This is a genomic window from Streptacidiphilus sp. MAP12-33 (genome assembly GCF_041261265.1).
Classification (GTDB): domain Bacteria; phylum Actinomycetota; class Actinomycetes; order Streptomycetales; family Streptomycetaceae; genus Streptacidiphilus.
Window position 1 is genome coordinate 33806 of sequence record NZ_JBGCCA010000002.1, and the last position, 13376, is coordinate 47181.

General features: G+C 67.3%; 11 protein-coding genes. 2 read left to right on the forward strand and 9 right to left on the reverse strand.

Annotation, left to right across the window (positions count from 1 at the left end; genetic code table 11):
• Nucleotide 1 precedes the first annotated feature (1 nt).
• Together ABH931_RS02880 and ABH931_RS02885 are read left to right on the forward strand one after the other, a co-directional pair.
• Complete coding sequence (locus tag ABH931_RS02880; RefSeq protein ID WP_370109535.1) at nt 2–3217, forward strand: type I restriction endonuclease subunit R; 3216 nt, start codon at nt 2–4, stop codon at nt 3215–3217.
• 45 nt (nt 3218–3262) lie between these two features.
• Nucleotides 3263–4903 carry a protein kinase gene (locus tag ABH931_RS02885; RefSeq protein ID WP_370109536.1) on the forward strand — a complete coding sequence of 547 codons (1641 nt, stop codon included), beginning with the start codon at nt 3263–3265 and terminating at the stop codon, nt 4901–4903.
• Between the two features lie 70 nt (nt 4904–4973).
• Here the strand turns inward: ABH931_RS02885 and ABH931_RS02890 are convergent, their stop codons facing one another.
• The 9 genes from ABH931_RS02890 to ABH931_RS02930 form a co-directional block, all read right to left on the reverse strand.
• On the reverse strand, nt 4974–6929 hold the full coding sequence (locus ABH931_RS02890; RefSeq protein WP_370109538.1) for an AIPR family protein: 1956 nt from the start codon (nt 6927–6929) through the stop codon (nt 4974–4976).
• Nucleotides 6930–7769: 840 nt separating this feature from the next.
• Entirely contained in the window at nt 7770–8015 is a 246-nt protein-coding gene (locus tag ABH931_RS02895) for a hypothetical protein (protein WP_370109540.1), read from the reverse strand.
• On the reverse strand, nt 8012–8542 hold the full coding sequence (locus ABH931_RS02900) for a hypothetical protein (RefSeq protein ID WP_370109542.1): 531 nt from the start codon (nt 8540–8542) through the stop codon (nt 8012–8014). The genes ABH931_RS02895 and ABH931_RS02900 overlap by 4 nt, the downstream gene beginning before the upstream one ends.
• On the reverse strand, nt 8539–8682 hold the full coding sequence (locus tag ABH931_RS02905; protein ID WP_370109544.1) for a hypothetical protein: 144 nt from the start codon (nt 8680–8682) through the stop codon (nt 8539–8541). The genes ABH931_RS02900 and ABH931_RS02905 overlap by 4 nt, the downstream gene beginning before the upstream one ends.
• Before the next feature lie 36 nt (nt 8683–8718).
• On the reverse strand, nt 8719–9183 hold the full coding sequence (locus ABH931_RS02910; RefSeq protein ID WP_370109546.1) for a plasmid partition protein: 465 nt from the start codon (nt 9181–9183) through the stop codon (nt 8719–8721).
• An 83-nt stretch (nt 9184–9266) separates the two neighbouring features.
• Entirely contained in the window at nt 9267–9839 is a 573-nt protein-coding gene (locus ABH931_RS02915) for a helix-turn-helix domain-containing protein (protein WP_370109548.1), read from the reverse strand.
• Entirely contained in the window at nt 9836–10468 is a 633-nt protein-coding gene (locus ABH931_RS02920; protein WP_370109550.1) for a helix-turn-helix domain-containing protein, read from the reverse strand. The genes ABH931_RS02915 and ABH931_RS02920 overlap by 4 nt, the downstream gene beginning before the upstream one ends.
• A 146-nt stretch (nt 10469–10614) precedes the next feature.
• On the reverse strand, nt 10615–11253 hold the full coding sequence (locus tag ABH931_RS02925) for a hypothetical protein (protein WP_370109552.1): 639 nt from the start codon (nt 11251–11253) through the stop codon (nt 10615–10617).
• A 704-nt stretch (nt 11254–11957) separates the two neighbouring features.
• Nucleotides 11958–13202, reverse strand: a complete 1245-nt coding sequence (locus ABH931_RS02930) for an IS110 family transposase (RefSeq protein ID WP_370109554.1) — start codon at nt 13200–13202, stop codon at nt 11958–11960.
• Nucleotides 13203–13376: the final 174 nt, after the last annotated feature.

The window sequence follows — 13376 nt, forward strand, 5'->3', positions numbered from 1 at the left end:
CATGACTCACGTGATCCGCGTCGATGACGAAAAGGCCTTCGAGGACGCCGTAGAGGCAGGGCTCCGCAAACACGACTGGGAGCGGGGCCTGGCCAACACCTACAACCACGAACTCGGCATCGACACTGCCGAGTTGGCCGCTTTCCTCAGCGCATCGCAGAAAAATGCCTGGCTCCGCCTCCAGGCCGAGTACGGAGAGGATGAGAAAGCCTCCATTCAGCGCTTCGCCAAGCGCGTCGCCCAACAGATCGACGCGCGCGGAGTGCTCGACGTGCTACGGCGCGGGGTGAACGACCGCAATGTGAAGATCCAGCTCGCGTACTTCCGGCCAGCGCACACGCTCGCCGCCGACGCCCTACGTGAGTACGACGCCAATCGACTCACTTACGTACGACAGTTCCACTATTCGGCGAGAACGCCAGCCAAGTCCGTGGACGTGGCCTTGTTCCTCAACGGGCTCCCCCTTGCCTCGGTCGAGCTGAAGAACCACTTCACCGAGCAGAGCGTCGAGGAGGCTCTCCACCAGTACCGCACCGACCGGGATCCGAAGGAACTCTTCTTCGCCAAGCGCACCCTGGTGCACTTCGCCGTCGACCCGACCCTTGCCTTCCTCACCACCCGGCTGGCCGGGAAGAAGACCCGGTTCCTGCCGTTCAACACCGGCTCCCGCGGGCCCGGCGTCGACGGCACCGCGGGCAACCCGCCGCGCGCCACCGAGGGTGAGAACGACAGCACGTACCCGGTGTCCTACCTCTGGGAGCACGTCTGGGCGCGGGATAACTGGCTCGAACTGCTGGAACGGTTTCTGCACGTCGAGGACGAGCAGGCCAAGGCTGGCAAGTCCCCCTCGTACCGCCCCGGCCTCGCGCATACCCAGCCGCTTATCTTCCCCCGCTACCACCAGTGGCACGCCGTCCGGCAGCTCACCGCCCACGCTGGCCGCGTCGGCGCCGGGGAGAACTACCTCATCCAGCACTCGGCGGGATCTGGCAAGTCCAATACCATCGCCTGGCTCGCCCATCGGCTGTCGTCCCTTCACGCTCCGGAAGACGTCGCGCAGCTCAGTGAGGCCATCCGCGAGAAGGGAATGGAGCCCAACCAGCCGGTCTTCGACAAGGTGATTGTCATCACCGACCGGAGAGTCCTAGACAAGCAGCTCCAGGACACCATCTACCAGTTCACCCACACCCCGGGTCTAGTGGTACGGGTCGACGAGGACTCCAACCAACTGGCCGATGCGCTCACCGGTTCCACCGCGCGAATCATCATCACCACCCTGCAGAAGTTTCCGTTCATACTGAAGAAGGTCGGCGGGCTCGGCAGGCTCCGCTACGCGGTGATCATCGACGAGGCGCATTCGTCACAGGGCGGCGACGGCTCGGCCGCGCTGAAGAAAGCCCTGGGCGCCAAGGCCGTCGACGCGGACGGTGACCCGTTGACCGCTGAGGCGCTGGCCCGCGGACAGCAGCCGAACATGTCGTTCTTTGCTTTCACCGCGACCCCGAAAGCGAAGACCCTCGAGCTCTTCGGTACCAAGGCCCCAGACACTGGACGGCCAAGCCCGTTCCACGTGTACTCGATGCGCCAGGCCATCGATGAGGGCTTCATCCTCAACGTGCTCGACACGTTCATCACCCACGCCACCTACTTCAAGCTGCACAATGACGCGGTCGAAGAGGTCGAACGCCAGGTGGACCCGCGCAAGGCCCGCTCCCAGCTCGTGCGTGCGGCGCTGTTGTCCGAGGCATCGATGGACCAGCGGGCGAAGATCATGGTCGATCACTTCCGCGCCCACAGTGCGGGCCGGCTCGGCGGCCGGGCCAAGGCCATGGTGGTCACACCCAGCCGCGAGCACGCGGTCCGGCTCTACCAGGCCATCCGCAAGTACGTGGACGAGCGGGGTGCCACCGACTGTGCCGCGCTCGTCGCGTTCTCCGGCGCGCTGACCGTGAACGACGTCGAGTACACCGAGTCCAAGCTCAACGGCTTTCCGGAGAAGGAGCTCCCGGCCCGCTTCGCCTACGTGCGCGCTGACGACCCGAACCCGCTGTCTGTGCCCAAGCCTGAGTACCGGATCCTCGTCGTCGCCGAGAAGTACCAGACGGGCTTCGACCAGCCGTTGCTGACGACAATGTACGTGGACAAGCCGCTCGCCAACGTCGCCGCCGTACAGACCCTCTCGCGCCTCAACCGAACCCACCCGCTGAAGTCCCAGGAAGACCTGTTCGTTCTGGACTTCGCCAACAAGTGGGAGGTAATCCGGGACGCCTTCCAGGACTACTACGAGACTACGCGCACTGAGCCGACCGACCCCAACCTGCTCTTCGACCGGCAGGACGAGGTCATGGGCTACCGGCTGCTCGTGGAATCCGAAATGGATGCCCTCGTCAAGGCGTACTTTGATGCCCTTGACGAAGGCCGCGCCTCCGAGGATGAGGTCAAGAAGGCACACGCGCGGCTCTACCACTACACAGCGCCCGCAGTGGACCGTTTCACTAGCCTCCTCGCTCAAGAACCGGACAAGGCACAGGAGTTCCGCCGGGCCCTAGAGTCGTACGTCAAGGCGTACGGCTGGCTCTCCCACGTTATCGGGTTCGAGAACTCGGACCTGGAACGACTCTTCCAGTATGGGCGGTTCCTGCTCCGACGACTCCCCCGCCCCGACGGCACCGCCGCCGCCGACATCGGCGAAACGGTGCCCAGCCACATGCTGGTCAAGCGGACTGGGACTCCCGAACTGCAGTTGGAGCCAGTGGGTGGTCAGGTCCTGCCGAGCCTTGTCGCCCAGGCGGCCGGTGCGTCGATCGAGGTCGAGGAGAAGACGCTCGCCGAGGTCATCCAGTCCATCAACGACGAACTCGGTGCCGAGCTCTCCACGGCAGACCAGATCCTCCTCGGCCAGCTCGTCGCAGTCATCTCCGAGGACATCGACATGCAGGAGGTGGCCCTCGCCCAGGACGAGGAGACGTACGGGCGAGAACTCGCCAAGGACATGGATGCGTTCGTCATAAAGCAGGCACAGTCCAACGATGCCCTGATGGTGCGGTACTTCGACGACGAGAAGGTGAACCGCCTGTTCCGGCAGGTCGCCACGGCCCAGTCGTACCAGCTGATCCGCCGCCCCGCGCGCAGGGCAGCGGAGATCCAGGCAACCGCGGAACGCGCGGCCGAGCTGAAGGTCCGCGAATCCCAGCGCCGAAGTCCTGGCGCACCGTAGCCTGCACGGACGATCACGACGATCATCACGAGGGAGAGGGCCGGCATGGGGGACGACATGGCGCCGACCAAGGACGCAGGGCAGCCGGCGAGAGTGCTCGCGGGCCGGTACCGGCTGCACTCGCCCATCGGCCGGGGCGGCATGGGTGAGGTGTGGCGCGCCTACGACGAGCGCCTCGACCGGCGCGTTGCCGTCAAGATGATGCTCGACGAGCAGCCGAACTCCTATGCGATGCAGGACAGCGCCCGCCAGAGCACTCTCGATGTCCGCCGTCAGCGCTTCCTGCGCGAGGTGCGGACGACCGCCTCTCTCCACGAACACCCTGGAATCCCCGCGGTCTACGACACGGGGTTCGATGAGAAGGGTGGGCGGTTGTACGTGGTGATGCAGCTGCTCAAGGGGCGTGAAGTCCAGACTCTCATCGACGAGACGGATTACGATTACGAGCCGCTGCCTGTCGCCTGGGCAGCAGCCATCGGTGCCCAGATCGCCTCCACCCTGGACGAGGTCCACCGCCACGATGTCATCCACCGCGACATCAAGCCGGCCAACCTTATGTTGACCCCCGGCGGAATCGTGAAGGTCCTAGACTTCGGTATCGCGGCCCTCCGCGGATCCGGCTCGAACCCCCATCTGACCCAGCCGGGAATGACCGTCGGCACGCCCGCCTACATGTCTCCGGAACAGAGCCTGGCCAACGCGGTCGGACCGGCCGCCGATATCTACGCCCTCGCCTGCGTGATCTACCAACTCCTCACAGGGACCACCCCCTTCACCGACTCCGGCGACAAGTCCCTCCCCTGGCACCATGTACACACCCCACCCCCCGCGGTCGGCACGCTCCGGTCCGACGCACCCAAAGAGATCGAACAGTTGCTGCTCGGCATGCTTCACAAGGACTCCGAGCACCGGATGTCCGCGGCAAAGGTCTACGAAACACTGCTGCCTCTGGCGGCCCAGGGAGCCCCGCCCGGCACGCCGCCGCTGCTCACCGCCGACGGCCTCGACCTCGACCCGTGTACGCCCTTCACCCTGCCGTTCAGCGGATCGGTGCGGAGAGGAGGCGGGCGGGCAAGCGCGTACACACCGACCGAGGTGAACACCCCGGCCGCGGTGGAACCGGACAAGCCGCCGATCGGCCCCGCCGAGGCCGACAGAATCACCGACCGCGCATCCGACCTCGCCGCCCTCGGCCGGTTCACGCAGGCTATCGACGTCCTGGCAGAGGCGCTTGACAGGGTCGTCGACGACACTCTGGCAGACGAGTTGACACTGTCCCTGGCCCACGTCCAGTTCCTCGCTGGCGCACACAGCGAAGCGCTGGATCTCTTCCAGCGGGCCGCCGATGGATTCGGCAGACGGTTCGGCCCGGATGACGACGATGTACGGCTCTGCCTCTACTACATCGCCGTCTGTCGCATGGAGCTTGGAGAGACCACCGCCGCGGTCGCCGCGTACCAGGCCTACGTCCAGTACGCGCCTGACGAGGAGGATGAAGCCGCCGTGGCCCGCCAACTGGATGCACTCGCGCAGATTATGCGCCTGGAAGCGGCCTCGGAGCGGCACATGCAGGCACAGGCCGCCGCCCTCACCCTCCGCGAGGCGACGCACCGCTACCGCGGGCCGCAAGCCCCAGAACTGGCCGACCTCGAGGGATTCATCCAGCGGCTCCGGCGCTTCGAATAGACACAGTTCGAATAGACACAGGGAGAGGTCCGGTCCTCCCGAAGACCGGGCCCCTTCACCGTGTGCCCTTTCAGTCGTCGTCGTTCTGGTCGTCGAGCCATTCGGTGGCCAGCTCGTACAGATTCCGCTTGCCATCGGCGGTCCAGCGCGCCGGCCCTTGGACCGAGACCGGCGTCTCCTCCCAACCTGCGAGTTCCCACATCTTCAGAACCAGCTTGTTGGCGCTGTACGCTTGCCGGTCGTAGGCCCAGAGCAGCGGCTTGCCGCGATCGTTCTGCCATGTGGCCTGCGCCCTGAGGGAGTCGGCCGCAAGCCAGGCCTGCAGCGCACGCTTCTCCGGGTCGCTGCCCGGCACGTACGTCAGCGGAGTGTTGTCGGCCAGGATCCCGGCGTTGACCAACGTCGGCACTGTGTTGGGGCGCCGCCCCTTCCGGGCTCGCTGAGCAGGTACCTGATAGTTCTCCGGCATATCGGGTACGTCTCCGCCGCTTCGAACATCGGGCAGCACCAGTCGGGCAAGCTCCCGGCAGCGTGTCTCATTGGTGAACGTGCTGGTGAGGAAGGACGTAGAGCCGTACGTCCCGTCGACATGATGGATCAGCCAGGCGAGAACGGATTCGGTGTGGGCTGGCACAGACACCAACACGCGAGAGATGTCGAATGCGGGGTCGTCGATCTCCTCGATGTCGACGAGCTGGAACACCAGATGGGAAATAAGCAGGTCTCCGCGACGTGTGGCCTCTTCTGCTCGGCCGTTCACACGTTTGCGCTGGGCGTCGAGGGCCTCCCCCACCGCACGGTGGATCAGCACGCTGCGCCAGATTCGGAATGCGCTGGGGGCCTCGCCGAAAAGGCGCGGGTAGGCTCCGCTGCGGCCACGCTCCCATAGCAGATCTGTGTCCCGCTTAGCCCGCACGGTGAGTTCGGGCGTCCGGTGAGCGCAGGCCAGCGCGATTGCCGCGTGGACGACGGAGCAGCCGGACTCCGGTGCGGGATCCGCCTCTCCGCGCTTGAACACATACGTTTTCTGCAGGGAGAGGTCGAAGTCCTCACGGATGGCCGCTTGTGTGTCGTCGAGTGCCACAAAGTCGCGCTGGGAAACGTCGTTCTGGGTGTTCGTCGTCTCCGTGATCCGGGCTGCGTACCGCTGCCGCTCGCTGCCCAGCGAGAAGACCCTGACCGTCACGTCCGCGCTTTCGACGGTTCGGGGGGTCAGCATCATCGCTTTGTGAATCTCACTCACGGTCTGCGCACCGTTGACCACGCTGGCGTTCTTGATGCCGAGTTCGACCGGCTCGTCGGGGCGCCGCCGTCCCGGCCAGGTGGGTTCGATCTCGTCACAGAGTATGGTGATGCCGTTGTTGAAGTACCAAAAGTTGTCCGGCTCCTCGGCGAGAGTGGTCTGGATACCGGAGTTGATACGTGTGAGGCCGAGCGACTGGCGAATGTTGTCCTCGAATAGCCTGGCCCCGTGCTCCTCGTACCAGTTCGCGACATCGGAGGCGGCGACCGATCCCTGATAGGCAGGAAACGGCAGATCACGCTTGATCCATTGCGGCATGCGGACCTTGATGCCGACCGGCTCTGGCTCAAGGTCGTTCTTCAGCTGCTGAAGCAGTTCACCCGCGCCCATGAGCCGGTGGTCCAGCATCGGGCCAAGACCGTAGTGATCCTCGGCCGCGCGGTCCAGGATAGCGATGGTGTCCGCGTGCAGAGGGTCGTTTCCGACGACCGCAATTACCAGTGTGATCTTCAATCGGGTGTCGGCGAATGCCGAGTCGAGCTTGGCCGTGAAGGGTTGCAGCTTGCTGTTGAACTGATCGAACTGACGTTGTTCCAGAAGGCGCAGCCCGTCGATGAACGCACGCGCCGCATCGGTTTGGAATCCAGCGGTGCCCGAATCCTTCCACTTCGCCTGAACTAGCCAAATCTGAGCGCCGTCGGTCACGGCGACTGCGTCGATGCCGTTGTCCCGGCTGCCGTCGATCACTGCCTCCGCGCAGACCTTGGCGTCCCAGCCCGTCACCCTGCGGATGGCAGTCGCGGCTACGGCACGCGATAGAAAAGACCGATCACGCTCCGTCTCGGAGTTCCGCTGCAAATCGCTTTCATCGATCAACCCTCGGTACCCGCGTACGAGACCCTCACGAATCTGATGCAGCTCCAACACCGTCGGCCGGACCGGCCCTCGCCCCGCGTTCCCCGCAGCCACGCTCGCCCCACCTCGTCTTCAATTGAGCGATCATCTGAGCGTTGCCAGGCTATCCGCGCAGGTGGCGTGTCATCTACGGTTTCAGTCACCATGGCCGCTCCACCACCCTCGCCATTGACGGCGAGCCGCTGCGAGAGATGAACGCCCTCGGCCAGCTCCGCCTCGCGGTGCGTGAGCCTGGTGGCTCATGTACAGCCACCAGGCCCCGGCAACCTCACGAGCCGTTGCGGCGGTCGGGGTGTTCAGCCGAGGGGCACGGCGGGGCGCCATCGGCTGTGTCGCGGAGCTGCTGCACGATCTCGTCCACGAGTCGGCAGTATCGGTCGGCTTCCGCCGCTGTCGACGGCGCGGCCACCACGGACTCGGAGCTGAGGATCTGTCGGATGTCCTGCACGCGCTGCAGGGCATCCCGCAGGACGTCGACGGCTCGGGGAGGTCCCATTGCGAGGGCTGGCTGTTCCACGGCCGAGACGTCGGGGGCCGCGCCAACCGAAGCCGTTGCCACTCCGTGACTTTCTGCGAAATTTCGCAGGTCCGGCACCGGGGTACCCACGGTTCCGGCCCGCGGCGGGGCGGTCGCCACGGGATGCTCCTCCCCCACGTCTCGGGTGAGCGAGTTTTCCGGCAGGACGGGCTGGGGTGCCGCTGCGGCTGTCACCGCTTCCCCGTTTCCTGCGAATTGCGCAGGTTCGAATCTGGCTGGCCCGGGAGCGGAGCCGTCTCCGCGCCGGAGCGAACGGCGGTCGCCAGGGTCGAGGCCGGTCCCCGCCCGATGGCCGGCGGCAGGGAGTCCGCTGCCATCAGCTGTCGCGCGGCGGCCCGGAACTCGGTGGCCTGGGTATCCCTCGCGGCAACCTTGAGGACGGCCTTGACGATCTGTCCGGTCAGGGCAGCGGTCACGCGCACCCCTCAACCTGCGCACGGTCACGCAGTTCCTCGTACAGGCCAGCGGCCGCGTTCAAGCCGTCCGTGCCGAATCGAGCGACCACCGGCAGCAGGGCGCGGGCGTGGGAGGCGGTCGCCGGCTTGCCCAGCGCGTGGTTCAGGCGCTCGGCAAGCGGCCACTCCTCGATCATCTGGTAGGCGGTGCGCTCGCCGATCTCCCAGCGTTCGGTGACATAGTCCTCGAACGTGCCGTGGGTCTCGCGGTAGAGCTTGCCGTCGCGGATGGCCTGCAGAGCCTTGCCTGCCAGCCAGGTCGCGGTGGCCAGATTCTCCACGGCCCGCTCGCACGTGCCCAGGGAATCAACCTCGTCCGGGGAGAGCTGTCCCGTGGCCTGAACCTCGACGGGTGCGGGGATCATGTCGGAGGTGACCACAAGATCGGCCGGTCGTCCGGTCGGACGCACCATCGGCTGGCGGCCCACCGGCGGGTTCTGCTGCTCCTGGCCGCGGGCACGCAGGGCAGCGGTACGGTCCCCGCTCACCGGGTCACCCCGATCTGGGGCAGCAGGCCGCGGGTGAACATCTCGGTCGTGAGCTCGTCGTAGGCCGATCCGTGCGCGGTGACCGGCAGCAGCATCGACTGGGCATAGAGCTGGGCGTTGGGGATAGTGGTGGTGAACACGTTCCAGCCACGCTCGCGCAGATAGTCCTTGTACTGCTAAGTGGCCTTCGCGCCGTTGGCAGTGCGGTTGAGCAAGACCCAGGTTGGCGGCGGGGCATCGTCGGCGCGCAAGGTGGCGATGTCGTCGATCAGAGCGCGCATTGGCAGGCGCTCGATGCGGTCGATGTCCGCGCTGGTCGGGGCCGCATTGAGGATCGCAAGGTCCGCAACACGCAGGACGGACTGGACGATGCCGCGGTGGTCCTCGGCGTGGCCGCAGTCAACGACGCCGATCTGTCCGGGGGCCATGGTCGACGGGACGTTCATGTGGAACATCGGGCTGGCCTGCTGCTGAACAGGGAAGGGGAACCCGCCGGAGCAGGCGTCCCATTCGGTGAGCTGCCTGCTGTAATCCGCCTCGAACGCCTGGACGTCGTAGCCGCGCTCATGGAGCGCGTGAGCCTGCCATCCGGCGGAGGTGGTCTTGCCTCCGGTACGGGGGCTGATGCGGGCGATGATCACGATTGGGTCCGTTCGCTTCGTTGGGGTGAGACGTGCTGTGGCGCGGTTGACTTGGGGCAGCTGCCAGGCCTCGAAGGGTGGGTTCACGGGGACCGATCCCGTTCGGCTCCTGGTGCCGGTTGGCTTCGGGGGCGGAGCGCGGTTCCTGCCTGGTGCAGCAGCCGGTAGACCGTGCTGGTCGAGTAGCCGCAGCCGGCGGCAAGCAGGGGCACGGACGCTCCCGCCTCGTAGCGGGTCCGCAGCGAGCGCATCAGCTCCCGGCGGCTCTTCTCGTCGGTGCTCAGCGCACGGGTCTGTCCGGGTGAGCGCAGGGTGGTTCCGGCCTGACCAAGGCGACGCCGAACCGTGCGTGAGGAGCACCCGAAGACCGCCGCCAGCGCGGGGACGGAGGCCCCCGCCTCGTACCAGCGCCGCATCTCGGCGGCGAGCTGGACGCGGGCAGCGGTCTGCTCGGGGTCCGCACACAGGAGCCGGGTCTGCTGGGGAGTCCGCATCGGGGTGTCCACCAAGCGCAGCCGGTTGAGGACCGTGCCCTTGGACAGGCCGCTGATGCGGGCGAGCTCGCTAATGCTGGCGCCGTGCAGGTAACGGGCGGACAGGTCCAGCGCCTGCCGCTGGCGGGCTGCGGACCAGGTCGCAGAACGAGTCTTGGTCATGCCGCGGTCTCCCAGGATTCGAGGGCGAGAGTGTTGGCAGCGACCAGTTCGTCGTAGGTGAGCTGGTCGCCGGGGCTGTGCAGGATCAGTCGGCCGTCGGTCGCGACCCGCCAGCCAGGGACGGGCAGGCGGGTGACCGGGTCCAGGACGCTGCCGTCCTCGGCCCACCAGCGGACAGGCACCTCGTCCGCCCGCTGAGCGGGGATCAGGACGGTTTTGCCGTCGCGGACGATCGTCAGCGCGGGGGTGCGATGTTCGGCCAGGGCCGCGAGGGCGGCCCGGTATGCGGCGCGCTCGGCCGCGTGGAAGGCCTTGCGCGCGGCGGCGGTCCCGGTGGTGCCGTAGGCGACGGCGAGGCCAGCCCAGCCCGGACCCGGCTCGGTAACAGCCTCCGGAGCAGCCGTACCGATGCCCTCCAGGGCGCGGGGCGTCAGCGTCCACACGAAGTCGTTCTGCTGGACCAGGCCATGGCCCTCCAGCCGCTGCAGCGTCCGATACACCGTGGCGCGGGACACCGAGGAGGAGACGACGAGCTCCGCGGCGCCCTGTCCGGGGTTGGCGTGCAGGGCACCGATGACCATCAGGGCGGAGCTGCCAAGAGCGGCATGGGCGAAGGCGTCATTGGCCATGAGGCGTCCGATGACCCTGGAGTCGACGTCCGGGGAAATCGGTGTCTCAGGGTTGGACCACAGCCCCTGCACAGCCGAGACGGGCCCTGGGCCGGTGGCTTCTTCAGGGGTGCCCTCGACCCCCGACTCACTTTCGGTCTCGCGAGTCACTGCCGTCTCAGGGGTGGACCACTCCCCAAGGGCCTCGTCGGGGGGCACTGACTGGTACGGACACGAGACGACAAAGCGACGGAGGGGCCGTTGCCCAGGTACCAGGTGGAGCCCTCGGCGCCGTGGCCGACTCGCAGTCGGCGCAGCCATCCGCCGGGCTTGAGGACGGCCTCGTACGCGTTGCGCAGGGTCTGCCGGGAGATCCCGGCTTCCTCGGCGGTCTGCCGCTCGCTGGCGGCGTGCAGGCGGCCGCCGGCGGTCTCGGCGAAGTTCAGGTGGGCCCGCAGCACCCGCAGGGCGGTACGTCCGCGCTCCCCGTGCCACGGGGTCGTCTCGATCCGCTCGCGCAGGGCCACCAGGTCCTCGTGCGCGCCATGCCGCGACCCGATCGTGACGGTGGCGGCGACCTCCGCGCTCGCGTTGGACCAGACGCGCTCGATGTAGGCGCGGGCGCGGGCTTGGCCGGAGCGCAGCTCGATGATCTGGGCGTGTCTGCCGCCCTCGTGGTCCGGGTGTAGGAGCAGTCGGGTCAGCTGCTCGGCGGTGCCGCCGGCGCGGGCCACGTGGCAGGCGATGGCCGCGGTGATCCGGTGGCCGTGGTCCGCCACGCCCTGGCGGTCCACACGCCGGACCACGGCCCCGCCCGAGCTGCGTCGGGTGTAGCTTCCGGTCGCGTAGCGGCCGGTCAGGACACCCAGCAGAATCAGGTCGACCGCAGCCGGGGGAAGCCGGTCGAAACCGAGAAGTGCGTGGTGACTGCCTCTGATTGCCTCTGACTGCCTCGAAGTTGGCAGAGCCATCTCGGGCGAGTCGAGGGACTGGGCGGTGCGGTCTGGCATTCTGGTGACGTCTCGCAAGGACGTGAACACCACCGCAGACCGCCAAGATCACGGGTGGTGTTCGGTACCGACCTCCGATCGGTGCCAGCGAAGCCTCCAGGACGGTCATCCTGGGGGCGTTCGTATTGCCCTGGCACTACTCGAAGGCAGACGTCACTCTCGCGGCGGGGCAGGAGGCCGCCAGCGGCGAGCCAGAGTGACTGCCTCTGACTGGCTCCGACTGCCTCCAAATCGACCGGGTCGAATCGGGGTCGAATCAGAGTGATTGGCTCTGACTGCCTCTGGTTGCCTTCGACTGCCTCTGACTGCCTCCTGCAGCAGGTCAGAGCGGGTCCGATCCACGTAAGCCCAGGTCAGAGCGGTGGGGCAGAAAAACCCGGCGTACAGGCCGACTCGTCCGCCGCTCAGGCCGCTGACGCGTAAATAGCCCCAGGTCGGGGTGGCGTGGACAGGCTTGTGGTCCCGGCGGCGCGGTGCGCTGTCGGGGCGGGGGTGACTGTTCAGGCTGCGGGGTCGAGCGGGTTGAGGGTGACGCTGTAGCCGAGCTGGTTGAGCTGGGTGATGGCGCGTTGGGCGGTGCGTTCGGGGTTGAGCTGGGCGAAGTACTGGCCGCCGAGGTCGTGGTAGGGCGTGCGGGTGGTGAGCATGTGCCAGATCGCGGTGATGATCGAGTGCTCGACGGCGACGAGGGCCTTCATCATGCCGCGGCGGCCGACCAGGCGTCGGTAGCGGGCCTGCAGGAAGGTGTCCTTGGTATGGCTGGCCCCGAGGGCGGCGAGGCCGAGAGCGCCTTTGAGGTAGGGGTTGCCGGGGCGGACCTTGGTGCTCTTGGCGCGGCCGGCGGATTCGTGGTGGCCGGGGCAGACCCCGGCCCAGGAAGCGAGGTGCTTCGCGGTCGGGAACCGGCTCATGTCCCCTCCGGTCTCGGCGACGACAACCTCGGCGACCGCCCGGTTGATGCCGGGGATGGTGTCGAGGAGTTCCAGGACGGGACGAAAGGGGGCCATCGCCTCCTCGATCCGGGCGGTGAGTTGGTCGATCGCCGTGGTGATCTGGTCGTAGTGGTCCAGGTGCAGCCGGGCCAGGAAGGCATGGTGTTCGCGGAAGCGCCCGTCCAGTGCCTGGGCCAGTTCCGGGATCTTGTGCCGCATCCTGCGCTTGGCCAGGTCGGCGAGGGTCTGCGGGTCGCGCTCGCCTGCGATCAGGGATTCCAGCATCGCGCGCCCGGATACTCCGGTGATGTCGGAGGCGACTGAGGAGAGCTTGATCCCGGAGTCTTCCAGCAGCTTCTCCAGGCGCTGGACGATCTGGCCGCGCTGGCGGGTCAGGTGGGTGCGGGTGCGGGTCAGGTCGCGCAGTTCCCGTACCGGCTCGTCGGGGACGAACGATGCCCGGAGCAGGCCGTGCGCGCCGAGTTGGGCCAACCAGGCAGCATCGGAGACGTCTGTCTTGCGGCCCGGGAGGTTCTTGGCCTGGCGGGCGTTGACCAAAATGACGTTCAGGCCCTCGGACAGCAGGTAGTAGAAGCCCTTCCAGTAGTCGGAGGTGGCTTCGATGGCAACCAGGGTCACGCCGGCGGCGAGTAGGTGTTCGCGCAGATCCAGGACCGCACCGGTGGTCGCGCCCCAGGTGGTGGTCGTTGCGGTGAAGCTGCCCTTGCGGCGCGGGTTCGGCACGCGGACGCACACTTTGGCGTCACGCTTGCTGATGTCCATGCCCGCGCAGCGCTCGTGGAGGATCTCCATGGCCCGCTCCCCTCGGGTCGGCGGTGGTCGTGACGGGTGCCGCCCCGGGAGGGCACTGGTGGATCAGGAATCTGACGCTCGTGCTCAGGCAACAGTCCACGGTTCCCGTGGCGGCCCTCACCACCATGCTGACCTACGAACTGCGAGGTATCACAGGGGCACCGGTGTTGGCCG

Bases quoted from the DNA above. Each gene is read 5' to 3' on its own strand.
- ABH931_RS02880 (WP_370109535.1), top strand. From the start codon at position 2: ATGACTCACGTGATCCGCGTCGATGACGAAAAGGCCTTCGAGGACGCC.
- ABH931_RS02885 (WP_370109536.1), top strand. From the start codon at position 3,263: ATGGGGGACGACATGGCGCCGACCAAGGACGCAGGGCAGCCGGCGAGA.
- ABH931_RS02915 (WP_370109548.1), bottom strand. From the start codon at position 9,839: ATGACCAAGACTCGTTCTGCGACCTGGTCCGCAGCCCGCCAGCGGCAG.
- ABH931_RS02920 (WP_370109550.1), bottom strand. From the start codon at position 10,468: ATGGCCAATGACGCCTTCGCCCATGCCGCTCTTGGCAGCTCCGCCCTG.
- ABH931_RS02930 (WP_370109554.1), bottom strand. From the start codon at position 13,202: ATGGAGATCCTCCACGAGCGCTGCGCGGGCATGGACATCAGCAAGCGT.